Here is a 25575-nt window from a genome sequence, read left to right on the forward strand (position 1 = left end):
CAAGTATCAAATAAGAAAAAGGCTCGCACTTTGAGGGTGTGAGCACTTTTTCACTATGAACATACCTTTAGTATGGCTGATCTCCCCTTTTAACCCTAACTTCTATTTTACGCATAGGAATGCAATCCAGCAAGAATGAGGTTCACAAAGATAAGGTTAAATAAGATGATTGCAAAACCTACCACTGCAAGCCAAGCTGATTTCTCTCCATGCCAGCCTACGGATAAGCGTAAATGGAGGAAAACGGCATAAAACAGGAATGTGATAAGGGCGAATACTTCTTTAGGATCCCATCCCCAGAAACGGGTCCAAGCTATTTGCGCCCAAATCATCGCAAAAACGAGTCCCCCAAGACTAAATACCGGAAAACCGATTAGAACAGATCGATAACCAATCTCATCGACTAAATCTAAATTCGCCTTTCGTGCTAATGGCTGAAATATTGCACTGATACTCTTTCTAAAAATTAATCGCAATAATAGATATAATAATGTTCCAACTAGTGTACTCCAAATAACGGTGTTTAGCTTCTTGGCATTAACAAGTGCCGGCATTTCAACTAGTGGCTCCATGCCATTCCCACCAATTTTTTCTGCCTCATGTGGACCTACAAGAGCTGGTAGTTGATAATTGGCTTCCAATGTTTGACCTTCCCGATTTACCCAACTAAAATCGGCTTGATAATTTGCCATCGAGAATGAAGTCGTAATAATTATAAAACCGAGCGCGACAACCAATATGTACATAATAAACTCAAGTGAAAAAGATTTAAGACTTAATTTGGAAGTATCTACTACCTTTAAAAGATAAATAAGTCCAGCAATAAAACTAATCGATAAAATTGCCTGACCAATGGCAGCTGTTGATACATGGATGATTAACCACTCACTTTGCAACGCTGGAATAAGTGGTGCGATATCTGATGGAAACATGCTTGCGTATGCAATGATAAGCATAGCAATTGGCAAAGCAAAGAAACCTAAAACATTCAAGCGATAGATAAAATAAATTAATATAAAAGCTCCTACTAACATCATGCCAAAAAACGTCGTGAATTCATATAGGTTACTTAGTGGGATATGTCCCCCCGCAATCCATCGAGTTATAAAATAGCCTAGTTGCGCAATAAAACCTAGGATCGTAATAGTTATTGCGATTTTTGACCACATATTCGTTCCCTTTTGTTTTGCCCTTGCTCTCTTGTCTCGTATCGCACCTCCAAAGAAAAAGACGGCCACTAAGTACATTATAAAGGCGATATTTAACAGATGACCGCTTATCTGTACTAAATTAGACATTTGTATTCCCACTTTCTTTTACTTTATTTTTCTTAGCTAAGAAATCACAAAAATTTCAAAGCAATAATTTCTTCATACTGGAATCACTCATACAGGAGAAACCGAGTCCGCCTTTCAAGCTTATCAAGTTGTCTAACAGAAGACGGCAGGGGCTAGTATCAAATAACTAACCCTCTATTCTAGATTCTAGTCATTTGTCCATTGCCCTAATCGGCCCTCCACTACATTTTAGTGTGTACGTCTGTGTAGAAATCAACAGGACGTTTGTCAGAATGTACCACAACATACAGGGGAAAGTATAGACGACAGGTTAAGCATTCTACTTATTTCATTCACTAACAGCTATTTGTTCTTTCCTCATTTCATGTTGATCAAGCGGTTCTGGCACAGAGGTATCTTTTAGGATAGTGGCTACTTCCCGCTTTAAACCAAACCAGTTTTTGTTAGTATGTCCAGCTATTAAAATATCTCCATTTTTATTTTGCAACCAAATACGTCGATGATTCCAATATGATCCTTGTATAACACCTATCATAAAGATTGCCCCACCGATCGCTAGAATCCATAAAGTTAAATCTTTTCTCACAGTTAAAATGGTTGCATTCCGGGTGCTTACCTCTTTAAACGCCATTTTGTAATCTGTTTCTCCCAATAACTCAGTTGTTCGCATAATTTCTACAAAACTGTTTTCCCCTTCAGGATGATCGGGAGAAATCATATTAAAAATGAAAGCGGGATTATCTGGAACAGCAGAGTCTGTCTGTGGTTCACCTGACTTGTCAATACCAGTAAAATCAGGATAATATCCTAATAATTCAACTTTATATCCATTTCCAAGATCATATTCTTTTTGAGGATCGAATAAATCTATAGTGATTTCTCCTTTAGCCTCTTCTGATTCTTTGTTTACAAGTTCAAAGGTCATGGCCTTTAATTCATTTAATTTGTAATCAGTTTGATATACAGCATAATTATCAAACTTCAATGGCTCATTTACGCGAATTTGCGCGTGCTTTCTCTCCGTTAATTCATCTTCAGAACCAACTGCTTGGTCTGGATCTCTTTCATATAGAATAACATCTGATTGGAAGTTCTTTGCTACCCCTCCAGCTCGATCAAGGGCATTATCATAAACTTCTTTATCCGTTCCTTTTTCATATGTTTCAAGAATGAATTTCTTATTCTCTAATACATATTGCTTATGTGTACCTGGAATAATCTTTCTTTCCCCTTCTCGAAGCCAGATCGTTTCATCTACATACATACCGGGAACAAAACGCAACATCGCACCAATTAAGAAAATAATTAATCCAATATGATTAACATAAGGCCCCCAACGAGAAAATCGGCCTTTTTCCGCTAAGATTTGTCCATCTTCTTCACGGATATTATATCTTTTTTCTTTCATTCTTTGCTTTATCAATTCAAAATCACGATCTGTTTCATCCGTTTTTTGAACACGATTATAAAGTCTTTGTCGCTTTAAAAAACTTTCATGGCGGCTAACTCGCTGATTTTTCAAAGCGCGGTACAAAGGAATAAAGCGATCTAGACTACAAATAACTAGCGAAATCCCAATTGAAGCAATTAATAATAAATACCACCATGAACTGTATAAATCATATAGACCGAATACATAATACATGGTTCCAAAGAACCCATACTTTTCCGTATAGTATGTGGATGGGTCCGCATTTTGCGGTATGTACATAACTTGCGGGAAAATCGTGCCAAAAGATGACATCACCAATGTAATCACGATTAACCAAACACCAACTTTAACAGAAGAAAAGAAATTCCAAATCTTATCAATGATTTTTTGATTGTACGTTTGGGATCTGCGAGCACTCCCCTCATAACGCATATCATGAAGTTTTTCTTTTTTCGCCTGGTCGGTTAATGCCCGTCCACAAGATTCACATAGAATCGTTCCGATCGGGTTAATATGCCCACATTCACATTTTACTTCTTTCATTACTTAATAACTCCCTTATTCCGGCTTAATTTGCTCCATCATAGCTTTAATTCTTCCTTCAGGCAATTGCCCTTCTACAATATCGACAATGACCCCATCTGAATCAACTATAATGGTCGCCGGCAATTTATAAATATTATAAAGACCTGCCACATCCTTACTTTTGTCCTCTAAAACCGGAAAAGTAAAATCATATTTATCTAAAAAGTTATTTATTAATAAAGTCGGTTCACCCATGTTCACTGCTAGTACTTCAACGCCTTGACTCTTATACTCATTATATTGCGTATTAATATGAGGCATTTCTACTTTACAAGGTTCACACCAAGTACCCCAAAAGTTAATAAAAACTCCTTTTCCTTTATAATCAGACAACTGATGCTTATTCCCCTCTAAATCTGTAAGAACGAAATCTGGTGCCTTTTCCCCTACTACAATTGGTGATTTATCTTTTGTCAAACTTGCATAAAGGGTAAATCCTACAGCAGCAAATAAAACAATTAATATAACTGTTCGCATTAAGAGACGTCTTTTCTTTTTTACTGACACCTTTTTTCCCTCCTTGCCAATACACACTGAATCCATTATACACCTTTGCATTCATTATCAAAGTTACTGGTTTTGAAGTTTATGTGAAATTTCCCCTAATCGAATGTAAATAAAAAGATGAAAATGATTCTTCGGGTTCCTTTTTGTTTCTTCTTCACTACTTAAACTGAATTTTCCTGAACTTGTCACATAGAGTTACCAGACTTTACATAGCTACAGTGAGTAGTAACCAGGTTGAGCCTTTCTTCATGTTTGCCCGCTTGTATTAAATATGCCCTATTTTTCCAGTTTGCGCCAAAGTCCGTAAATGCTTAACCTCATGCAAGGTTAATTCTCTCGACTCACCTGCATTTAATCCATGTAAATTTAAAAAACCGTATTGCTCTCTTTTTAATTTCATAACCGGATGCCCAATGGCTTCCAGCATTCTTCTAACTTGTCTATTCCTACCTTCATGTAATGTAACTTCAACAATGGCCGTTCCTTTTCGCTTATCTGTAGAAGTTAATTTCACTTTTGCAGGGGCAGTTTTCCCATCTTCTAAATGGATGCCTTTCTCCAGCTTTTTCAAATCTTCTTTGGTAGGGATCCCTTTTACTTTCGCAATGTACAACTTTTTAATCCCATATCGAGGATGAGCAAGCAAATTAGAAAACTCCCCATCATTAGTTAGGATTAACAATCCAGAAGTATCATAATCAAGTCGACCAACAGGGTATATTCTCTCTTCTATATTTGGAAAAAAATCTGTTACCACTTTTCTGCCTTTATCATCGGAAACAGCGGAAATAATTCCTCGTGGTTTATAAAGAAGAAAATATCTTTTTTCTTCTTGAACAACTGGGACTTCATCTACTTCAATTTTATCCGTAGGCGATACTTTCGTGCCTAACTCTCTGATTGTTTTACCGTTTACCTTTACTCGGCCAGTTAAAATAAGCTCTTCTGCCTTTCTTCTTGAAGCCACACCAGCATGCGCTATTACTTTTTGTAATCGTTCCATTTTTTCTTCACCTCATGGTTTTTCTGTTAGAATTATTACACATATACCCTAAAATTCAAAGAAAGAGGATTGAATACAATCAAAAAAAATAACAATCATGTCCAGTTTATGAACTGAACATGATTGTTGTAATAAGAATAGCCGCGGAAATACCTGCTAAATCAGCAAGCAAACCTACCTTTAAAGCATCACCCATTTTTTTTATGCCTACAGCTCCAAAATAGACTGTCAACACATAAAATGTAGTGTCTGTACTCCCTTGTAAAATGGATGCCATTCTTCCAAGCAAGGAATCAGGTCCATGAACAGAAATCATATCTGTCATTAGTCCCAATGCAGCATTTCCAGAGATTGGGCGGATAAAAGCTAAAGGAACAATTTCTGCTGGCACTCCAATTAAATCTAGTACTGGGCGGATCAGTTGAATAAAAAAGTCAAGAGCTCCTGATGCTCGAAAAATAGTAATCGCGACCAACATCCCAATTAAAAATGGAATGATGGAAATGGCAATTTTAATTCCCTCTTTGCCACCCTCCACAAAGTTTTCATAGGCTGGTTTTTTCTTCCATAGACTGTGAACTAGTATGATTGCGATCATAACTGGAATAATCCATAATGAGACGACAGAAATAATCTGCATCATCTACTTCTTCACGCCCTTTCTCATTCGGCGCTGATAAAAATAGCGATCCACAATGATTGCTACTGCCGTAGCACAAATTGTTGCCATTAAAGTCGGTCCAACGATCTCTGTAGGATTTGTAGATTCATAATTCATACGAATTGAAATTACTGTTGTTGGAATCAGTGTTAAACCAGATGTATTTAAAGCGAGAAAAGTAATCATAGAGCGACTAGCTGTGTCTTTCCCACCATTAAGTTCCTTTAATTGCTCCATTGCTTTAATTCCTAACGGAGTAGCTGCATTACCTAAACCTAGCATATTAGCAATAATATTCGATAAGATATAAGCAGCTGCAGGATGATCAGGTGGAATTTCCGGAAAAAGTTTTAATACGATCGGTTTAAATAAAGCTGACAGCTTATCCAGCAACCCACTTTCCTGCGCAATCCGCATCATTCCAAGCCAAAATACAAGGACACTAATTAAACCAATACAGATGGTCACCGCTTCATTTGCCGATTGAAAAATCGCTTCATTGACTTCCTTCATCGTTCCATTGACTGCGGCAAAAACTAATCCAATTAACGTCATTGCAATCCAAATATAATTAATCATGGGCATCTGCCCTGCTAAACATTAGTTTTTTAAAATAATCCCACAAATTTTCACTTTCAGGATCTTCTTCTTTTAAATATATTATTTCTTTTTTAACAGGTTCATCTTGTAAGTACATAATAGCTATCCCAGCTTTTCCCTTTTGCAAACTTTTTAATTGCTTTGCCGGTAACAGCTTATATTCCATTCTCACTTTATCTACCTCTTCCTCAGATAAAGGATAAACGATCGAATCTTTCAGGAAAAAATTCTTTCCTTCCATTTCTTTTATATTTAAGGCAAGTGAGCCTTTAGATAATATCGTTTTCTGAGAATATGTTTTAAAACCATATTCATACATAGAAATATGATCTGTCCAATCATCAGGAGCATTTAATGTCACCGCAATTAAATCCTTGTTCTCCTTAGTTGCTGTAGTGATTAGTGTCCGTCCTGCTCTTTTCGTAAAGCCTGTTTTTCCCCCAGTGCAATACTCATATTTCTCTGTTAAAAGGCGGTTTTTATTTTTCCATTTATGTGCACCATTCTCTCGTGTAAGTGTATATGATTTTGTACCTGAAATTTCTTGAAATTTTGGATTCATCATGGCATAACGAGTTAATAAAGCCATATCGTACGCCGTTGAGTAATGTTCTTCATGATCGTCTAATCCATGAGGATTCGCAAATGCAGTATGAGTCATTCCTATCTCCGCTGCTTTTTGATTCATGAGAAAAACAAATCCCTCTACACTACCTCCAATATGTTCAGCAATAGCAGTTGCTGCATCATTTCCTGAGCGTAACATGAGACCATAAACAAGGTCCTCTAATTTAATTTTTTCGCCTTGTTGTAAATAAATTGAAGAACCTTCTGTATATATTGCTCTTTTGCTAACTGTTGTAGTCTCATCCATTTTGCCTGATTCTATAGCCAAAACAGCTGTCATTACTTTTGTGATAGAGGCAATTCGATGAGTCTCATTAGCATTATGTTCATATAAAACTCTTCCCGTTTCCTGATCCATCAGGATCGCTGCAGATGCACTTACCGAAACAGCTTTAGCCTTTTTCGGAAGCATACCTAACTGGAAAAACATGACCAATACAATCACGACTAATATTCGTTTTCTAGCTTTCATTCCCTCGCTCCCCAATGCTTGACCTAACCAATATGCAACTTAAAATTGTTAAGTGATACTTAGTTGGAATTTACTCAAAAAAGAATACCTATCTGCTGCTTTACATCCGGAATTTGCAACTACTGCTAGCACTCTCTCTAAACATGTTTTACTCTCGTGTATTACGGAGCTCATAAAGCATTTCGGGAGTGCCCTGCTTTTACTAAGTCTATTTGTACAAGTTTATGCCCTTTGTTTTTTGATATGATTAATTTAAAGAAAATCATTGATAGAGATAGCACTATGCATGCTGCCTCTATTTTTAAGCCAAAAAAAACTGCTGAAATATCAACAGTTTTTTTGTGCTTTATTCAATTTGTTCTTTAAAAGATGAAAAGAATAAATCAGCTTCATCTTCCTCAGCATGGCTATCATTCGAAATTTCCTCAAGTGCTGGTAATTCTTGCAGATCCTTTAATCCAAAATAATCTAGAAACTCACTGGTTGTTCCATATAATTTGGCCCTTCCAGTCCCTTCTGCTCTCCCGACTTCCTTTATTAGCCCCTTAGAAACTAACGTCTGAATCGGTCGTTCTGTTTTGACTCCCCGAATTACTTCGATCTCGACCCTTGTAATAGGCTGCTTATAGGCAATAATTGCCAATGTTTCCAAACCTGCTTGAGAGAGAGAAGAAGTACTAGGACTTTCAACAAGTTTTTTCAGATAATCTGAGAACTCTTTTTTGGTTACAAGTTGATATGTTTCTGCAAAGGCAACAATAGTCACTCCTCTTGCTTCATCTTCCTCATACCTATTCTTAAGGGCATCAAGTAATTGAAAAGAGTTTTCTTCGGATACTCCCATAGCCTCACCAATTTGTTTGAGAGATAACCCTTCGTCCCCAGCAGCAAATAACAAACTTTCTAAAATGCCTAACTGTTTATCTTCCTCCAATAGCGATAAGCTCCTTTCGCAAGGATAGAAAAATATCACCAAACATATTTGTTTGTTCTACAATAATTTCGTTGCGCTTCATTAATTCCAACATGGCTAGGAAGGTAATCACCAAATGTTCTTTATCTTCATATGGAAAAAACTCGTAAAAACTAATACGATTAGCTTGCGTTGATAATTGTTGCAAAACTTCAGTCATTCTATCCTCTATCGATATTTCCTGATAACTAATTTTCGTTTGCAGTGGCTTTTGCAATTTCTTTCTACGGATCAATTTATGATACGCACCAAGCATATCTGCTAACGTCACATCCCCCAAACTCAATTCGTTGCCTGTTCCCCTTGTATAGTCCGATAAATCACAAGGAGGCTTTGTATACATAAGGCTCCGATCAGCCTCTTTATTTTTTAAGGTAATAGATGCTTCCTTAAACTTTTTATATTCGATTAACTGTTCCACTAGTTCATCACGTGGGTCTTCATCTTCATATATGTAGTCATCTTCAGGTTGATCATGGTTTGGTAAAAGCATATTACTCTTAATCGAAAGCATGGTTGCTGCCATCACCAAATATTCACTAGCATCATCTAATTCCAACTCCTGCATAGTGTGGACATATGCCAAGTATTGTTCAGTAATTTCAGCCATAGGAATATCATAAATGTCTATTTCCAACCGATTAATTAAATGCAAAAGAAGGTCAAGCGGCCCCTCAAACTTCTCTAACTTTACTTGATACTCCATTCTATCACCAAATTTTGTCACATTTTTTCTTGCTGTTTCGGAAATTATAAAATTTTAGCTATCAATACTTACTAACAAAAAAGTTAACAACAGCTTCAGTTGCTTAATAGTTTTCAATACCTACTTTAGTAATCTTATTGTCTAAAGTTATTCAGACGTTCTTCTTAGCCCGTATTGACGTATTTTACCGCAACCTTAAAACAGCGGTTGAGTATTTTCTTTCTTATCATATAACAGTGACAGTAGAAAAAACAAGATTCTCTACTTTAGTTTTTCTTATAATGTTAAACTATATTTAAAGTGTTTTTTAATATATATACAGAGGGAACTTAATGAAATTGAAAGGAGACAACGAGTTATGGATTTTCCTTTATCCTATATAAAATATCTGTACCATTTCCATGTTGATCGAGATTATTTTGAATGTCATGAGGTTCTTGAGGAGTACTGGAAGGATCACGGAATGGAGCGAAATTCAATTTGGGTTGGCCTTATCCAACTAGCTGTTAGTTATTACCATTATCGAAATAATAACAGAAAAGGTGCCATTAAATTAATGAACAGGGTTCTTTTGCTCTTACAAAATTCCTATCTAGAAATGGATAGACTTGGGATTCATTATCCTGAATTAATCAAAATATTAAAAGACAGCCACCAGAAAATGCGCAAAAATCAACCATATAAGGCAATTAACTTTCCTATCAAAGATAAAAAATTATATATTCTTTGTCAGTCATACTGTAATGAAAAGTCCATAAATTGGGGAAATCCAGATACAAACACTCCCGTACAAATATTATTTAAACATAAATGGCGAAGAACACCTAATAGTAAAAAGCATGAAAACAAGACTTCTGTCTGAAAATGTTTCTATAAAAAGTCTTTTTTCTTTTAAATGAATTTGTCAATAAGACTTTCTATCAAAGTATTTCAATGGCTTAGCGGGTTTCTCCTCAAAATATTTGTATCCGACGTAGCATAAGCAGCAGCTCATAAAAAAAGCGATTAAAAAAATTAGGATCATTCATTACTTTATTTCCATATCTAACTGCTAAAGACATAAACATATCCAATGTATTCCCGTACCGATTTTTTACTTACTGATTAAAAAATCAACGGCAAGATACTTACCGTTGATTAGCTGATGAAATGTTAGTTTTTAGATAATACACTTTTCGCGTTTCCTTCAGCTTTATCTTGCATTTCACGAATAATTGTATTAATATCTTTTCCTTCAAAAATTCCTTCCCTATAGTCGACTTCTTCCATGATCTCACTTTCATACTGAGAAATTCTCGGTAGAGGTGCAGCTTCAACATCCGTAATCGCCGCTAAGTTCTTGTCTTTTAATATATCTTCATAGTGTTCATGACCTTTCATGAATGCTTCTCGTACCTCAGGTGTTACGACAGAGGGAAGATCTCCATTTTCAGACTTGATCATTTGATATTCATCACTTAATAAATATTCTATGACCCGAAAGGCTTCCCTTGGATGTTCCGAGGTTGTCGTAGCTACAATTCCATTTCCAGGTTCATTCGGTCCATAATCGCCGAATTCTCCCCCCCAACGAGGATACGTCACAAAATCAAAATTCAAGCCATTCTCAACAGCAGCTCCTACATAGGCACCCGCGAATGCTCGATCAGCCGCCATTGCAAGTTGTCCTTGTCTCATTAAGTCGACCCCTCTTACATCTTTCATATCTTCAACAGAATCAAATGAATTACCCGGAATAGCATATATTTCTTCTAATCGCTGTAAATATATTTTAAATGCTTCATTTTTATCGATAATCGGTTCATGGGTATCTGGATCCACTAATTTTGGAGTTTCCGTTTGTCGCATCATAAAGTCAAAGTTACCAGGATGTAACCCACGATAGTGGACGCCGCCCATCTCTCCAGTTACTTCACGAGCGAGCTCAATTACCTCATCCCAAGTCATATCATCTGTTGGATAGTCAACTCCAAAGAGATCAAATATATCTGGATTATAAACAAGCGCATATTCTGGCCGAATGAGCGGAAGTCCATTTAATTCGCCTTCATTAGATTGTTCTTTTAAATAGTTTAAAATGCTTGGTTCTAATCGATCTAAATCAAAATTGGTTTCTTCAATATATGGGGTAAGATCAAGTAATAAATCCATTTCAAGATATTCTGCACTTACACTTGTCATAATTAAATCGGGGTAAAGCTTTTTGGCAAACACATTTTCCTCAATTTCATCCCAACGTGATTGCACATGCTCTAATGTGATGTGATCAAATTTTGCTTCAACAGGCTCTTTAAAATATGTTGCAAATTGTTCATCATTCCAATGTGTCATCATGAGTAAAGTAACTGGTTCAAATTCGCCTTCTTCTTCCTTTTGCTTTTGTCCTTGCTCACTCTTGGGAGATTGCCCAGTAGCCGCTGACTCATTGCTACCTTTTGAAGATGAACAACCAACAATTAAAAATAGAGAAAACAGTATTGACAGCAAAATAAATCCATTTTTCCTCATAAACTGACCACCCCTTCATTCTTTATAAAGCGCTTACAAACAGTATAAAAAAAGGAGCCTAGTATTGCTCCACATTATTTGTTCAAAATAAATTATTCAATAAAAATTGCCTATTTCTATTCCACTGGTGAAAATAAAAAGTTAATTTTTTACAGTACATGAAACTGCTTAAGAAGTTATACTGACTGTAAGATCAAAACCTCGCCTTTATTAAGTTTAATATCCAAACAGTTCGCTGTCACCATCCTAATAATAGGGGATTTTTGCAAATTATATTTACAAAACTCAGGTAATATTACCCGTATTTCTGTTTCCCTTTGCGCCTCTATCTTTCCAAAAAAAACTTTTTCTTCTGTATCCCAAGAAAACGAGATTTTCCCAGTTGTAAAACAAAGATCCATAACTTCTCCTTGCTTCCATTTTCCTGGAAGAGCAGGTAATATTTTTACTACAGAGGGAGAAACATACATAAGCATCTCTTGCACTGCATTGATCCATCCTAAATTTGCATCTAATTGAACTGGAGCCGTTTGCGAATCCATACAGATCCCCATTCCGCGCCAATCATTATGCAAGGTAAAGAAATTATTCACTAAACAGGATTGCGCCAATACATTTAAGCATTCAAGCGCTTTATCTCCATCGCCCATTCGAGCATATATAGATGACATATGGACAAGCGACCATCCTGTTTGCGCACCAATTAATCGTTTTTTTACAGCTGTTTTAAAAGCTTGAAATAAATAAGGTTTATCCTCCTGTGTGATTTCTTGCCCAGGAAAAATGGGATAAATATGGGATAAATGCCGGTGATCATAACGATCAATAAAATCAGGGTGCATCCATTCACGAATTGCTCCATCCTCATTAATTTGATAATCAGGAATTCTTGCTAACATTTCTTCCCAGTAATTAATCTTATCTGTTGCTTTTTCGTCAACTAATTTACTTCCCTCAATTAAATGGGATAATAATTCCTTCATTATCGCAAAATCAACCGTAGCATTAATCGTTGTTGGCATTGGGTGTGCTAATGGTTGCCCGTTTTGTGGCATATGATTTTTCGGTGTGTTTTCTGGTGAAACCGATGGATAGATTTGATAAAATCCATCTTCACCTTGCACAAGGAAATCCTCATAAAACAAGGCCACCTCCCGCATAAATGGCAGAGCCTTCTTCTTTAAAAAAGATCGGTCACCACTAAATAAAAAATAGTCATAGAAATGTTTTGCTAACCATCCCGCTGCACCAGTCCAATTCATAATCACCGGCACCACTTGGTTTGGCACCCCAATTCCCGGAGTAGTGCCTGCAGGAATAAAAATTCCCCGACATCCATATAACCTCCGCGCATTTATTCTAAAATCTTCCATCATCTGCTCATAATAAGCAAATAAAGCAGGTGTAAATTCAATCAAACCACCGACATTAGCATGCCAATACATCATTTGGATATTCTCATTTGCCATATTATGGCCCCACATTAAGCGATAATCTCCAAACCATAGCCCATATAAGCCAAATGGCCGCCCTGTTGGTCTCGTTCCTGAAATAAATAAATACCTTCCATATGCCCACATTTTTTCGATTAAGCTAGTTGGTGCTTCTCCACTATATGCTTCAAGAAGCAGCTCTTCGTTTGAACGTGGATCAACGTTCCTACTTAATTTTAGGTTTGCAGAGTGGAATAACCGCCTATGAATCTTTTCATGTCGGCAAAGTAGTTCATTATAATCACAATTGATATTGGCTAATTCATCTCTCAATCTTTCCCAATCCTTATGCCGCTCTCCTTTTAAAAATACTTTTACTAAAATGAGAATTTTGCCAGCATTGGTTAGTTGAATATGCTCTTTTCCTTCCTTCATTTCACCGTTCGTCATAATGACACGTAAAACTGCCCCAAAGTCTGTTCCGTCCTCATTTTTGCTTGCATAATAATAATAAGGTGGTTTCACTATCTCTTCAGCCTCCTCCATAAGTAGAGGAGCTATGTCGATTAGTTTTTTTGCTTCACTTTTATGAAGTGCTAATTGAACATCCGCTTGAATTGAAGGGGAAGTTGAGGTAATCTCATATGCAATTAGATCATCCGTACGGGAGACAAATAATTTCCGCTCATAACTTTTTGGGCCATCCTTCCATTTGACCGATATTTCACCTGTTTCCATATTGAGTATTCTTCGGTAATCTTTAAAAGCATGTTCACAAGCCATGGTTATTTTCAAGGCTCCAAGCGGTAATCTAGAAGCTAAACGCGTCTTATATCCTTTATCCTTTAAGGTATTTGCCAAATTCCAACTAGCTGCTTTATACTTCTTCTCGGTCATTAATTTTCTTGTTTCTTCAAGAGTATATCGGACATCAGGAACTTCATCTTTTTTCCCTAAATGCCATAAATCCTCATGATTCATAAGGATCGTTTCATCTTTAATACCTCCATAAACAGCTGTACCAATCTTGCCGTTCCCAGACGGTAAAGCTTCTCTCCACATATTTTTCCACCATGAAGCAGGATAGCTTAATTTTAACTTGTAACGATCATTTTCTTCATTCATCATCTTTTATCACTTTCACTTTAGGCGGGTGAATAAAATCTTGATAACGCTCAGCAACAGAGGCTTCTTGTGTATCTCCTCTGTGGAAATAAATTCGGTAGGTATAAGAAAGTGATTCACCTTTGTTTAAAACCTGACCACCTCGAAAATAAAAATTATTCGGGGCAATTAAACCATAATTGCGAATATGCCAATACGTTGGAAATTCAGTTATTTGCGGATCTTCAAATGTTGCAATTCCAAGTATATCTCCTCCAACCTTTCCAAAATAATCACACCATGGTGCGCTATTGCCCCAACACTCTTCTTCATTTATAGAGCCATGAGCATTCACAATTGTCCCACCTCGGTCAACACTCATCGTTTCAGCAACTCGGATCCCTAGCGGCCCAGCTTCTTTTGTTGCTCCAAGTTCAACTCTTCCAAAATCCGCACTAAGGGTAAATGATATATCGATAAGACGAGCATCGGCTGGCGTATTAAAAATGGTAAACGTTCGGCGCTCGTTCATAAGCGGATGCCCTTTAAAATTTGTCCATTCTATTTCAGATGAGATTCTAGCAAAAACTGGCCCAGCATACTTTTCTCGAATATGATTAATTTTTTGCTTACCATAGTTTGGTCGTTCGTTCCATGCATCTATTCCGTTAACATCCCCGATTCCAAGCCAGATCGATCTATGATGCGGATGCTCAGTTGTCTCAAAATCAAGCCGTGTATAACTTTTGCCATTTGGTCCAATAATCGGCCCAATATAAGGTTTTGCTAAAGCCGGATCCATTACATAGGAAGTTGCAAGCTCATTATCTATTAAGATATCAAACCTATTTTCTCTTTCGAAGATATCCACACTTCCTAACTCATTTATTGGCTTGCCTTCATTAAACTTAATTGTATAAGTGATTGTTTCTTGTGCAGCCAATTCTCGAATTAACCAATGTAGTACAATCGTATCTTCTGTTTCTTCGGTCTGTACAGCTACCGAAGCACCACTCTCATCAAACATGTGCACATTAAGCGAATTTATTTCAAATAATGGTAAAGATGTTTTTAGCAATTGAAATGAAACAGGACAGTGTTCCCTGTCATGGTTTCCCGCTGCTACTTTTATTTTAATCTGATTGCACATTTGTTAGACCCTCCTCTTGCGCAAACCAGGTATTTTTAACAAACTGTAGTGATTGGGCACTTACTTCTACAAGCGAGGCTGCATTACATTCTGCTGAAATCCGACCTTTATATTTTGCTTCTTGTAAAACAAGGAAAAGCTTAGAAAAATCCATTGATTCTTCCTCATTTAATTCTCCTGGAAATCGCCGATTTCGATCAGATATATGAACATGAGAAATCCACCCATCCTTTATTCCTTGGGTTAAAAATGTAAAGGACTCATTCTCCAAGTCCATATGATAGCTATCCGCTAGTACTTTGATATGTGGTAAATTCACCTCTTCTGCAAGGGATATTGCCTCTTTTACAGTATTGATTATATTACTTTCTGCTTTATTTAATGGTTCAATCGCAATGGTAATTCCATACTTTGCACCATATGTTTCACAACGAGATAGAAACTGTGTAATTTGTTCATATGCTTCTGCTGTAGAAAATTCTTCAGGAATGTTCCTGGCTTCCCCACTTCCAAAAACAATTTGCTTTCCACCAATTTCATGGACTCGCTTCATCGCCAACTCTAAATAGGTATCTAAATCCGCAAAAGACACTGTTGGGCCCACAACTTTTAATTGTGGAGGAATAAAGCTATTACAGACAGGGATATCTAAAGGAGATTGTTGAATTACTTTTTTCGCCTGCTGAAACTCCTCATCTGTTAGTTGTGTGAGAAATTGAACCGTTAATTCCGCAAAATCATAGCCATTTTCCGCTAATAAATCTAAACCCTCTTGTAGTTGCGTCACCTTCCCCTTAATAGAATTGTCCCCATTCGATTGTGGTACAAATGATCCGATAATAAGACAACATCCAAATTCAGTTTGCATCTTTTTTATCCTCCTGCTCTATTTTTTTCTATGCAAATCTCATTTATCTTTTTGAGGAAATGGTGGTTTCGATATTTTATGTTAGAAGATTGCCACCTCCACATCATTTCTCACATCCATTGAATTCGTTTTCATTTTTAGAATAAAAGCAATTACTGAACTTCGCTAAACATATTTTGCTAGATTGTAAAATCTTCAACATATTTTGTTCTCTGTACACAACTTAAAAACTAATTATTATGAATTCTCCGGTAATAAGATGGTGTATAACGTGTGTGGTTTTTAAACACTCTTCCAAAATGAGTTAAACTATTAAAGCCTACTTTTCCAGCAATATCAATTACTTTCATCTCTGATTCTCGTAATAATCTTTGGGCTTCTTGAATCCGTACATGATTTAGATACTCACTATAGGTGAAACCTGTCGCCTTTTTAAAAATTCTACTTAAATAATAAGAGCTGATAAAAAACTCATCTGCTACAGAATCAAGGGTCAGTTCAGAAGTGTGATAATGTTTATTAATATAGTGAATAATATCTGTCATTTTATGATATACACTACCTGTAAATTCTTGTGTGTCTGCCGTATTTCTATTTAAATAACGCACAGAAGAAATAAGCAGCTGAATTAACAACGTTTTCAAAAATAGATCTACACAATCCTCTTCCTTTTGCATCTCACTAATCATTTTAAATAATATATATTCAATTTCCTGTTGTTCATGACGATTAAGCTGAATAATTAAGGTTTGATTGAAAACAGCTTGTAAAAGTGATGAATAGGTATTTTTCTCATTGGCAAATAATTGATCATTAAAATTAATTAGTAATCTCTCATGTTCATATTGATCAACATAAAAAGTTCTATGTAGAATACCTTTATTTATAAAAACTAGATTCCCTGAGTTTACATAATATGTTTTATCGTTAATAAAGTACTTTCGCTTTCCATTGATTAGATAGTATACTTCATAATGATCGACATGAGTATGATAATCAGGCATAGCATCTTTTGTGTCTCGTTTACGATGACTAATATGTAATGGATCATTAGGCTTTTGATAGGAGAAATTAATATCCATTTAGATCCCCCCGTAAATGATAGACGAACATATGTAACAAAATCAATAATATCCTTAATCCGTTTTTTAAAAGCTCGGATTAAGACATCTCCGAGCTTTCTTCATCATCCATATTTTCACATTTTTCAAAAAAACTGGCCGTATAATCAGTAGGTATAATTTTCTTATCTTGATAAATTTGTTTTAATGATCTTACCATATTTGTACCAATTCCTTCGTGTCGATGGGAAGGATTAACTGAAATATGCTGAATTTCAACAACATCTTCCATCTGTACTACACCTACAAGTCCAGTAATATCCTCATCTTTCCACAAAAATAATTGCCAATTGTCTGCTGTTTCATATGTTTTCATTGTATTTTGGAGCTTTTTCAGATCTTTCTCATTCGGCATAAAGGAAAGAAGGCCCATCGCGATCTTTTCATAGGCTTTCTTGTATCGAATTAACATAACAGATCCCTCATTTTTCTTATTTCCTGCTAGCAAACTGCACAAAGCATTATAACTTCATCGGGAAAGTTTGTTCACTTCATTTGGTCATACGAACATTCGGTGCAATAAACACCCAATATAAGATTCCCCATACGATAGCCATAATTAAGATCAAAATAAATAAAGTAATATTCTTTTTGCGCAAGAATGCACACCCCTTAATCCTCTATCACTACTTCTTTATAATTACATGATTAATTGTACTGGCTATGCTGCGTTTTAGCAAATGATTCTAATCTTTAACTGTAAAAAATAGGTAGCAAACACTTTATTTCCCAATTTTACCTTATTTATACCTATATAGACGAAAAATGACAAAAAAAGTTTCACTTTATCGGTAAATATGCTAAAGCCTGTGTACAATTTAGAATTGGTCAGGATATAGATGTCGTCTCCAAACATTTAAGAAACCCGCAATATGCGGGTTAAACTTGTGACTTTTCAACATATGACAAGTCCAAACGTAATAAATCCTCGTACGACTCTCTTTTTACGACTAGTTGACTCGTTCCATTTTCCACAAATACAACTGGTGGTCTTGGAATGCGATTATAGTTGTTGGACATAGAGTATCCATAGGCACCTGTACAAAAAACAGCTAGAATATCATTTGGCGCGGCCTCCGGCAAAGGTAAATCCCAAATAAGCATATCTCCGGATTCACAACATTTTCCAGCAATCGCTACAGTTTCCGTCGTTTTCTCATTGGCTCGATTAGCCAAAATAGCTTCATATTTAGCATCATAAAGAGCAGGTCTTAAATTATCTGTCATGCCCCCATCCACCGCCAAATATTTACGAATATTAGGTACATCTTTTTGCGAACCGACTGAATATAGCGTTGTTCCTGCGTCCCCTACCATCGAACGGCCTGGTTCAATCCAAATTTCTGGTAATGCCAATCCAAGTCTCTCTGTTTCAATTCTCACTTCATCAATCATTTCAACTACATAAGACTCGGGAGACAAAGGAGCATCTTCATCCGTATACCGAATTCCAAATCCCCCACCCAAATTTAACACAGATGCTTCAAAAAGAAGCGACTCATTCCATTCAGCTAATTTTTCAAGAAGCTTTTTTGCCGCCAATTTAAAACCTGTCGTTTCAAAAATTTGCGATCCAATATGACAATGTAAGCCAAGTACATCTAAATATTGATTTTGTATGGCATAGGTAAGAGCATCTTCTGCTTGCCCATTTTGTAAATCAAAACCAAACTTTGAATCTTCTTGCCCTGTTAGGATGTAATCATGCGTATGTGCTTCAATTCCTGGGGTCACTCGTAATAAAACCTTTACTTCCTGTTTTCGCTGTTCACATAGTTGCGCAAGTAAATACAGTTCATGAAAATTATCGACTACAATACAGCCAACATGATAATCTAAAGCCATGAGTAATTCGGACTCACTTTTGTTATTTCCATGAAAATGGATTCTCTCACTAGGAAATTCTGCTTTGATGGCTGTAAATAGTTCCCCACCTGAAACAACATCTAACGATAGGCCTTCTTCTTCAACGAGTTGAATCATGGCTATCGTAGAAAATGCTTTACTTGCATAAGCGACTTGTGCTTTAACTCCCATGCTTTCGAATGTCTTTTTAAACGCCCTTGCTCTTTTTCTAATAAGAGCTACATCATATACATAAAGAGGCGTACCATATTTTTTAGCGAGTGTTACGGTATCCACCCCACCTATTTCCAAATGACCGATCTCGTTAATATTTGCTGTTCCATATAAATGCATTTTTCCCCCACCTTAGAAATAACCTGAACGGTTGGATAAATGAAGATTATTCTCTTTCTGATAAGTAGGATTACTTTATCATAATCTAAATATTTATGCAATAAACATCAATTTTTTGGTGGTTGGCGAAATCGATCCTGCGGTCGAACGACACTTGGACGAAGCACAGCGCCAGGAACAGGCCGTCTAAGTAATATATTAAATAAGCCTTTAGGATTAAATGGTAGTAATGGCCATAGATAAGGAGCATCTAATGGTTTGCTTTGCGCTAGATAAATTATATACAATGTACAGCCAATAATTAGACCTGGTCCTTTAAATATAGCCACACATAGTAATAAGAACATTCGGACCATTTTATTCGCTACACTGAGCTCATAACTTGGTGTGGAAAAAGTTCCCACAGCAACGATCGAAACATACAAAATGACTTCCGATTGAAAAAGACCAACCTCAACAGCGATTTCACCAATTAACACTGCCGCAATTAAGCCCATTGCCGTAGAAAGGGGGGTTGGAGTGTGTATAGCAGCAATCCGTAAGAATTCGACACCAAGATCAGCAATAAGAAGCTGTATAATTAAAGGAATATGTGATTGCTCATTTGGTCCTATAAATGATAATTGTTCCGGCAAGTAAGTAGGGTCCATTACAAATAAGTACCAAAATGGCAATAGGAAAATAGATGCCCAAATCCCAATGAAACGAGTCCAACGTACGAATGTACCCACTGAGGGGGACTGTCGATATTCTTCAGCATGTTGAACATGATGAAAATAAGTTGTTGGGGTAATCATAACGCTTGGCGATGTATCAATATAAATTAATACATGTCCCTCCAACAAATGAATGGAAGCAACATCTGCCCTCTCCGTATAACGAACAAGAGGGTAGGGATTATACCCTTGCTTCATTAAATACTCTTCAATGGTTTTATCCGCCATGGTAATGCCATCTATATCGATCGCTTCTAATTCCTTGCGAATGGTATGAACCAATCTAGGATTAGCAATTCCTTTTATGTAACCGATGGCAACATCTGTTTTTGACCGTTCCCCTATTTGCATAATTTCGAATCTTAATCGTTCATCACGAATTCTTCTTCTCGTTATAGCCGTATTGACAATAATATTCTCAACATAACCATCTCGAGAACCCCGAACAACCTTTTCCGTATCAGGCTCTTCGGGTTGCCTCCCAGGATAATTACGAACATCAACAATGAGAGCCCTATCTGCCCCTTCTACTACAACAGCCATCAAACCTGACAATACTTGATCAACCATTTCATCCATTGTTTTAGCCGGCTCAACAGATGAAGAGCTTAGTCTATTCTCAATTAATTCGTATTGTTTAGATGTCACCTTTTCCGTATCATTTAGTTTCTGGAGTTCTTTCATAATTTCCGTTATCATTAGAGAATCGCAGAGACCATTTAACGTATATAGATGGACCCTTTTCTTCAATATAACTAATTTTCTTATATCCAGATCAAAACTGGTTCCAAGTCCTACTCTGTCTTCAAAATATTTCTCAATAACGTCAGGATTTTTATCGATCCGCATTTTTTTCTCCTGATCTAGCTTACTCAATGGTCAAATCCTCCTTTCATTCCCTTTACCTTTTGTTTCTTATCCTATTCTTTCTAGCACTTAGCGCTTAGTATGTCGTAAACATTTCGCTTTTATACAGAGCGTATGATACTGATGTGAATCTCTGCAGGCTCCACTAAGCTTTCCATAGATTGGATAAAATTCAGTTAGGATGGATTTTAGGATCCGCTTGTAAGTCTCCAAACCTCAAGTAAAGGCATTAGCTACTTGTACATGTAGACCTACCAAAAAAGAAGGAACATATGGATGTTTCAAGCATCCATATGTTCCTTCATCTGATCTAATATTTTCTTTTCTAAGCGTGAAACTTGAACTTGTGATATCCCGAGACGTGAAGCCACTTCTGATTGCGTTTGATCTTTGTAATAGCGCAGATAAACAATTAATCTTTCGCGTTCATCAAGTCCCCTTATTGCTTCTTCTAATGCAATTTTATCAAACCACTTATGATCATTCTCATCTGAAAGCTGATCAATTAATATAATCGGATCCCCATCATTTTCATACACTGTCTCATGGATAGAAGCTGGAGATCTGCCGGCATCTTGGGCCATCAGTACTTCCTCTTGAGAAACATCTAAATAAGTAGCTATGTCGGAAATCGTTGGCACCTTTCCATCCCTTTTGGCCAACTCATCCCTTGCTTTTCTAATTTTGTTACCAAGCTCCTTAATGGACCGACTTACCTTCACAGCCCCATCATCACGAATAAAGCGCTGAATTTCGCCAATAATCATGGGAACTGCATATGTTGAAAACTTTACGTCATAAGAAAGATCGAATTTATCAATCGATTTCAACAAACCAATGCTGCCAATTTGGAATAGATCATCCGGATCATATCCTCGATTCAAGAATCGTTGTACGACTGACCAGACGAGTCTAACATTTTTTTCAACAAGAATGTCTCTTGCATTTTGATCCCCTTCTTGACTTTTCTTAATGAAGTCCTTTACTTCTGAGTCGCTCAAAAAGCCCTTTCTTGCCTCTTTTTTTAATTGCACGTCCATAGGCACGGCTCCTTAATTGCATAACGCTTTGTTTTTCGTTACATATTTTGTTAGACGGACCGTGGTGCCTGAACCTGGTTGCGATTCTACTTCTATCTTGTCCATAAAATTTTCCATGATCGTGAAGCCCATTCCTGATCGTTCTAATTCAGGTTTCGTTGTAAAAAGTGGTTGTCTTGCCTCATCAATATTATCAATCCCAATCCCATTATCGCGGATAATAAGGTCAATCATTTCATCTTCAATGGCAGCTGAAATATAGACAATCCCCGCTGGGTTTTGCTCATAGCCATGAATAATGGCGTTTGTGACAGCTTCAGAAACAACAGTCTTAATTTCAGTTAATTCATCCATCGTTGGATCCAATTGGGCAATAAATGCTGCCACTGTCACCCGAGCAAATGATTCATTTTGACTTAATGCACTAAATTGTAGTTGCATTTCATTTCTCATTCTATGCAACCCCCAATCTTTCTAAAGCTAATTGCTCTGAGCTTTCTAAGTTCATAATTTTAAATAAACCCGACATTTCAAACAATCTTTTAACCGGAGCCGATATAGCGCATACGACCATTTCACCATTCTTAAGCTTAATTTGTTTATATCTCCCTAAAATAACACCTAATCCGGAACTATCCATGAAAGTGAGGTTCGCCAAATTCAATACAATATGGTGAATTTGGTAGGTTTCAATTGCTTGGTTTACCTTCTCTCTTAATTCTTCAGCTGTATGATGATCCAGTTCACCAGTCAGTCGTATACACAATACGTCCTGTCTTACGTCCAATTCAATATTCAAACTCAATTGCCTTATCCTCCTCGCATATAGAAGTATAAAGAGTGATTTCTACTCTTTTCCCTCTAAATCCTTCCTAATGACAAAACTAGAAGAAATTCGGCATTTTTTTCGCACTGTTTCTATTAAAAATCTTCATATTCATTACTTCTATGGAGCAATGGCAACTCTGCTCTTTCAGTCTGTTTTTGTAAACAATCCGAACGAACGTTTATACAACTGCCACCATGAAGCTCTCTCCACATTTTCTTTTGCAACTAGTGGCACTTCAATTAGCTCTTTCCCCTCTTTTTTTACTTTTAGAACACCAATTTGTTCCCCTTTTTTAATAGGAGCTTTAAGATGTTCATTCAATTCTATTTCTTCTGTAAGCTTATCTAATTTTTCCCCTTTTTTTGTGAGAACCGAAGCGTTTTCTCCTGTTACCGCTTCTATATATTTTTTACTGCCCTTACTAACTTTTGCTTTTTCTATCGCCTTTCCTTTTTCATACAAAGGATGTGTCGCATATTGAGAAAAAGAATAATCCAACATTTTTGTTATTTGAGCATTTCTACTCTTTGAAGTTGGTGCACCAAAGACTACAGCAATCACTCGCATCCCATCTTTTTTTGCTGTAGCAGTTAGACAATACTTTGCTTCACTTGTATATCCTGTTTTTAAGCCATCAACACCTGGATAAAATTTAACTAGTTTATTTGTATTCACTAGCCAAAATTTATTATCAGTATCCTCTCTTAAATAGGCTTCATAATTCTTAGTGAAATTAGTAATTTCTTCATGCTTCAATAACTCTTTTGCCATAATGGCCATATCATGTGCTGTACTATAATGATCTTCAATGGGTAACCCGGTCGTGTTTTTAAAATGGGTATTTTTCAAACCTAATTCTTTAGTACGTTCGTTCATCATGTCGACAAATGCTTCTTCACTTCCCGCGATTTTCTCAGCTAATGCGACTGAGGCATCGTTAGCTGAGCCAATTGCCATTGCTAATAAAAGCTCCTCAACGGTCATCTCTTCGCCAGGCTCGAGAAAAATTTGTGATCCCCCCATCGAAGCTGCGTACTCACTAGTTGTGACCTTTTCATCCATCTTGATTTTACCTGAATCAATAGCTTCCATAATTAATAACATTGTCATAATTTTTGTCATAGAAGCAGGTGAGTACTTTTCGTCCTTATTTTTCTCATATAAAACCGTCCCAGTATCTCTTTCAATTAGGATTGCTGATTTTGAGTCTTCCGCCAGCTCTGTTTTCTTTTCCTCAGCAAATGCAGCTCCTGAATATAATGAAAGAATTAAACATAATGCAACAAACACAGTTACAACTTTTTTCATATCAATCCCTCCACCGGAAATGTTTTCCATAAACCCATTCTCTCCCAGGTTAGATGGATTTATACAAAGGCAAAAAGAAAAAGCCGGAAATCATTTTCCGGCTTTTCTAAACTTACACTTCTTTTTGTAAATTCTCTAAAAAACTTGTTCCTTTTCCATTCCACTTTACTTTAAAGTTCTTGGCAATTGTTGCTCCAATATCAGCAAAAGTTTTCCGCATTGGCAGCTCCTTACCATAAGAAAATCTCTTTGAATAGGCAAATAACGGTACAAACTCCCTTGTATGATCTGTTCCATGATGGGTTGGATCATTTCCATGATCTGCAGTAATGATCAATAGATCCTCTTCTCCCATTCGATTGATTATTTCAGGAATCCTTTTGTCGAATTCCTCGAGTGCTTGTCCATAACCTTCAGGGTTCCTACGATGACCAAATTTGGCATCAAAATCTACCAAATTGATAAAATTCAGACCTGTAAAGTTTTTTCCCATCATTTGCAGGAGCTTATCAACTCCATCCATATTGGACTCCGTTCGAATCGATTCTGTTATGCCTTCTCCATCATAAATATCATGAATTTTCCCGACGGCAATTACATCAAATCCAGCATCTTTTAATTTATTCATAACCGTTGGTGCAAACGGTTTTAAGGCATAATCATGGCGATTAGCTGTACGTTGAAATTCTCCCGGTTTTCCAATGAAAGGACGTGCAATGACACGACCGACTTTAAATTCCTCTTCCAGAGTTAATTGCCTAGTTTTTTCACAGATTTGATATAATTCTTCTAAAGGAACAATCTCTTCATGTGCCGCAATCTGTAAAACTGAGTCAGCAGAAGTATAAACAATTAAAGCTCCTGTATCCATATGCTCTTTTCCCAGTCTTTCAATAATCTCCGTTCCACTCGCCGGTATATTTCCAATAACTGATCGCCCTGATACTTTCTCAATCTCAGTAATCAAGAGCTCCGGAAATCCGTTTGGAAAAACTTTAAATGGATGACTTGTTACGAGTCCCATTAACTCCCAATGTCCCGTCATCGTATCTTTGCCATTTGATGCCTCTTGCATCTTCGTATAAAAGGAAATCGGTTTGTCTACTGGATCTATCCCTTTAATTTTTCTAATATTTGATAATCCAAAGTTTTGTAGATTCGGTAATGTTAAACCACCCATTTTGTCAGCAATATGACCTAATGTATCTGCCCCTTCATCATTAAACTTAGCAGCATCAGGCGCCTCTCCTATTCCAACAGAATCTAGCACAATTAAATGAATTTTTTTAAAAGTTGTGTAGTCCATGACTATTCCTCCTACAAAATACGTTCATATTGCTAACATACCCTCTTAAATCAATGATAAAAACTACCTTAAGCAATTTTTATTAGTCAATAGGACACAGTGTACATAGGAAGTATCAATATCCTCTTATTTATTGCTATGATATTCGTTATCTATTCACTTTTCAGTTTTAACATAGACATCAAAGACTTAAAGCCCTTCTTCATAAAACTCATCGCAATTTTAACTATTCAATCGAATCAAAAAGAGAGTCTACGGCACT

Annotated in this window: 23 protein-coding genes; 1 reads left to right on the forward strand and 22 read right to left on the reverse strand. The window is 36.5% G+C overall.

All coding sequences use genetic code 11. The features are described from left to right. Positions 1-107: 107 nt before the first annotated feature. From ccsB to J2Z23_RS07900, 9 genes are all read right to left on the reverse strand, one after another. Entirely contained in the window at positions 108-1298 is a 1191-nt protein-coding gene (ccsB, locus tag J2Z23_RS07860; RefSeq protein ID WP_057987863.1) for a c-type cytochrome biogenesis protein CcsB, read from the reverse strand. A gap of 328 nt (positions 1299-1626) precedes the next feature. Then, a complete protein-coding gene (gene resB / locus J2Z23_RS07865; RefSeq protein ID WP_057987861.1) occupies positions 1627-3273 on the reverse strand; it encodes a cytochrome c biogenesis protein ResB in 1647 nt (548 codons plus the stop codon). Positions 3274-3288: 15 nt separating this feature from the next. Beyond that, positions 3289-3822, reverse strand: coding sequence for a thiol-disulfide oxidoreductase ResA (resA, locus tag J2Z23_RS07870; RefSeq protein WP_318249264.1), 534 nt, complete (start codon positions 3820-3822; stop codon positions 3289-3291). Between the two features lie 265 nt (positions 3823-4087). Next, positions 4088-4825 (reverse strand): pseudouridine synthase, encoded by a 738-nt coding sequence (locus J2Z23_RS07875; protein WP_057987857.1) that lies wholly within the window; start codon positions 4823-4825, stop codon positions 4088-4090. 106 nt (positions 4826-4931) lie between these two features. Further along, on the reverse strand, positions 4932-5465 hold the full coding sequence (locus tag J2Z23_RS07880; RefSeq protein ID WP_209973685.1) for a spore maturation protein: 534 nt from the start codon (positions 5463-5465) through the stop codon (positions 4932-4934). A gap of 3 nt (positions 5466-5468) precedes the next feature. Next, positions 5469-6065, reverse strand: coding sequence for a nucleoside recognition domain-containing protein (locus tag J2Z23_RS07885; protein WP_057987855.1), 597 nt, complete (start codon positions 6063-6065; stop codon positions 5469-5471). Beyond that, a complete protein-coding gene (locus tag J2Z23_RS07890; RefSeq protein WP_209973614.1) occupies positions 6058-7185 on the reverse strand; it encodes a D-alanyl-D-alanine carboxypeptidase family protein in 1128 nt (375 codons plus the stop codon). The genes J2Z23_RS07885 and J2Z23_RS07890 overlap by 8 nt, the downstream gene beginning before the upstream one ends. Before the next feature lie 346 nt (positions 7186-7531). Next, complete coding sequence (gene scpB / locus J2Z23_RS07895) at positions 7532-8119, reverse strand: SMC-Scp complex subunit ScpB (RefSeq protein ID WP_057987850.1); 588 nt, start codon at positions 8117-8119, stop codon at positions 7532-7534. Next, entirely contained in the window at positions 8106-8864 is a 759-nt protein-coding gene (locus J2Z23_RS07900; protein ID WP_057987874.1) for a segregation/condensation protein A, read from the reverse strand. The genes scpB and J2Z23_RS07900 overlap by 14 nt, the downstream gene beginning before the upstream one ends. Positions 8865-9222: 358 nt before the next feature. On the opposite strand from J2Z23_RS07900, the gene J2Z23_RS07905 reads away from it, so the two are divergent. Beyond that, positions 9223-9726, forward strand: coding sequence for a DUF309 domain-containing protein (locus J2Z23_RS07905; RefSeq protein WP_057994913.1), 504 nt, complete (start codon positions 9223-9225; stop codon positions 9724-9726). A 290-nt stretch (positions 9727-10016) separates the two neighbouring features. Here the strand turns inward: J2Z23_RS07905 and J2Z23_RS07910 are convergent, their stop codons facing one another. The 13 genes from J2Z23_RS07910 to deoB form a co-directional block, all read right to left on the reverse strand. After that, positions 10017-11372, reverse strand: a complete 1356-nt coding sequence (locus J2Z23_RS07910; RefSeq protein WP_057987847.1) for an ABC transporter substrate-binding protein — start codon at positions 11370-11372, stop codon at positions 10017-10019. 176 nt (positions 11373-11548) lie between these two features. After that, entirely contained in the window at positions 11549-13933 is a 2385-nt protein-coding gene (locus J2Z23_RS07915) for a glycosyl hydrolase family 95 catalytic domain-containing protein (RefSeq protein WP_064467625.1), read from the reverse strand. Then, the gene (locus J2Z23_RS07920) at positions 13923-15059 is read right to left on the reverse strand and encodes a DUF6807 domain-containing protein (RefSeq protein ID WP_209973616.1); all 1137 of its coding nucleotides are present in this window, start codon (positions 15057-15059) and stop codon (positions 13923-13925) included. Before J2Z23_RS07920 ends, J2Z23_RS07915 begins: the two co-directional genes overlap by 11 nt. Next, complete coding sequence (locus J2Z23_RS07925; protein ID WP_209973618.1) at positions 15043-15927, reverse strand: sugar phosphate isomerase/epimerase family protein; 885 nt, start codon at positions 15925-15927, stop codon at positions 15043-15045. Before J2Z23_RS07925 ends, J2Z23_RS07920 begins: the two co-directional genes overlap by 17 nt. Before the next feature lie 230 nt (positions 15928-16157). Beyond that, complete coding sequence (locus J2Z23_RS07930; RefSeq protein ID WP_064467626.1) at positions 16158-17009, reverse strand: AraC family transcriptional regulator; 852 nt, start codon at positions 17007-17009, stop codon at positions 16158-16160. A gap of 79 nt (positions 17010-17088) precedes the next feature. Then, positions 17089-17460: a GNAT family N-acetyltransferase gene (locus tag J2Z23_RS07935; RefSeq protein WP_057989520.1), complete on the reverse strand. Its 372-nt coding sequence runs from the start codon at positions 17458-17460 to the stop codon at positions 17089-17091. Positions 17461-17927: 467 nt separating this feature from the next. Further along, positions 17928-19247, reverse strand: a complete 1320-nt coding sequence (gene lysA, locus J2Z23_RS07940) for a diaminopimelate decarboxylase (protein WP_057989522.1) — start codon at positions 19245-19247, stop codon at positions 17928-17930. A 107-nt stretch (positions 19248-19354) separates the two neighbouring features. Further along, the gene (locus tag J2Z23_RS07945) at positions 19355-20812 is read right to left on the reverse strand and encodes a spore germination protein (RefSeq protein WP_057989600.1); all 1458 of its coding nucleotides are present in this window, start codon (positions 20810-20812) and stop codon (positions 19355-19357) included. 299 nt (positions 20813-21111) lie between these two features. After that, positions 21112-21870, reverse strand: coding sequence for an RNA polymerase sporulation sigma factor SigF (gene sigF, locus J2Z23_RS07950; protein ID WP_209973620.1), 759 nt, complete (start codon positions 21868-21870; stop codon positions 21112-21114). Positions 21871-21882: 12 nt separating this feature from the next. Further along, complete coding sequence (gene spoIIAB / locus J2Z23_RS07955) at positions 21883-22323, reverse strand: anti-sigma F factor (RefSeq protein ID WP_057989526.1); 441 nt, start codon at positions 22321-22323, stop codon at positions 21883-21885. A gap of 1 nt (position 22324) precedes the next feature. Next, positions 22325-22675 (reverse strand): anti-sigma F factor antagonist, encoded by a 351-nt coding sequence (gene spoIIAA / locus J2Z23_RS07960; protein ID WP_057989528.1) that lies wholly within the window; start codon positions 22673-22675, stop codon positions 22325-22327. A gap of 168 nt (positions 22676-22843) precedes the next feature. Beyond that, complete coding sequence (locus J2Z23_RS07965; protein WP_057989602.1) at positions 22844-24007, reverse strand: D-alanyl-D-alanine carboxypeptidase family protein; 1164 nt, start codon at positions 24005-24007, stop codon at positions 22844-22846. Between the two features lie 112 nt (positions 24008-24119). Then, positions 24120-25313 carry a phosphopentomutase gene (deoB, locus tag J2Z23_RS07970; RefSeq protein WP_057989529.1) on the reverse strand — a complete coding sequence of 398 codons (1194 nt, stop codon included), beginning with the start codon at positions 25311-25313 and terminating at the stop codon, positions 24120-24122. Positions 25314-25575: the final 262 nt, after the last annotated feature.

The sequence above is a fragment of the Lederbergia galactosidilytica genome, from assembly GCF_017873565.1.
GTDB classification, from domain to species: domain Bacteria; phylum Bacillota; class Bacilli; order Bacillales; family Bacillaceae_C; genus Lederbergia; species Lederbergia galactosidilytica.

Coding starts and splice junctions, on each gene's coding strand:
- J2Z23_RS07910 (WP_057987847.1), bottom strand. CDS start 11,372: ATGAGGAAAAATGGATTTATTTTGCTGTCAATACTGTTTTCTCTATTT.
- spoIIAB (WP_057989526.1), bottom strand. CDS start 22,323: ATGAGAAATGAAATGCAACTACAATTTAGTGCATTAAGTCAAAATGAA.
- sigF (WP_209973620.1), bottom strand. CDS start 21,870: ATGGACGTGCAATTAAAAAAAGAGGCAAGAAAGGGCTTTTTGAGCGAC.
- J2Z23_RS07875 (WP_057987857.1), bottom strand. CDS start 4,825: ATGGAACGATTACAAAAAGTAATAGCGCATGCTGGTGTGGCTTCAAGA.
- J2Z23_RS07880 (WP_209973685.1), bottom strand. CDS start 5,465: ATGCAGATTATTTCTGTCGTCTCATTATGGATTATTCCAGTTATGATC.
- J2Z23_RS07915 (WP_064467625.1), bottom strand. CDS start 13,933: ATGATGAATGAAGAAAATGATCGTTACAAGTTAAAATTAAGCTATCCT.
- J2Z23_RS07920 (WP_209973616.1), bottom strand. CDS start 15,059: ATGTGCAATCAGATTAAAATAAAAGTAGCAGCGGGAAACCATGACAGG.
- J2Z23_RS07885 (WP_057987855.1), bottom strand. CDS start 6,065: ATGATTAATTATATTTGGATTGCAATGACGTTAATTGGATTAGTTTTT.
- J2Z23_RS07945 (WP_057989600.1), bottom strand. CDS start 20,812: ATGCGGATCGATAAAAATCCTGACGTTATTGAGAAATATTTTGAAGAC.
- lysA (WP_057989522.1), bottom strand. CDS start 19,247: ATGCATTTATATGGAACAGCAAATATTAACGAGATCGGTCATTTGGAA.
- J2Z23_RS07905 (WP_057994913.1), top strand. CDS start 9,223: ATGGATTTTCCTTTATCCTATATAAAATATCTGTACCATTTCCATGTT.
- J2Z23_RS07900 (WP_057987874.1), bottom strand. CDS start 8,864: ATGGAGTATCAAGTAAAGTTAGAGAAGTTTGAGGGGCCGCTTGACCTT.
- J2Z23_RS07890 (WP_209973614.1), bottom strand. CDS start 7,185: ATGAAAGCTAGAAAACGAATATTAGTCGTGATTGTATTGGTCATGTTT.
- J2Z23_RS07930 (WP_064467626.1), bottom strand. CDS start 17,009: ATGGATATTAATTTCTCCTATCAAAAGCCTAATGATCCATTACATATT.
- J2Z23_RS07965 (WP_057989602.1), bottom strand. CDS start 24,007: ATGAAAAAAGTTGTAACTGTGTTTGTTGCATTATGTTTAATTCTTTCA.
- resB (WP_057987861.1), bottom strand. CDS start 3,273: ATGAAAGAAGTAAAATGTGAATGTGGGCATATTAACCCGATCGGAACG.
- J2Z23_RS07925 (WP_209973618.1), bottom strand. CDS start 15,927: ATGCAAACTGAATTTGGATGTTGTCTTATTATCGGATCATTTGTACCA.
- deoB (WP_057989529.1), bottom strand. CDS start 25,313: ATGGACTACACAACTTTTAAAAAAATTCATTTAATTGTGCTAGATTCT.
- ccsB (WP_057987863.1), bottom strand. CDS start 1,298: ATGTCTAATTTAGTACAGATAAGCGGTCATCTGTTAAATATCGCCTTT.
- J2Z23_RS07935 (WP_057989520.1), bottom strand. CDS start 17,460: ATGTTAATTCGATACAAGAAAGCCTATGAAAAGATCGCGATGGGCCTT.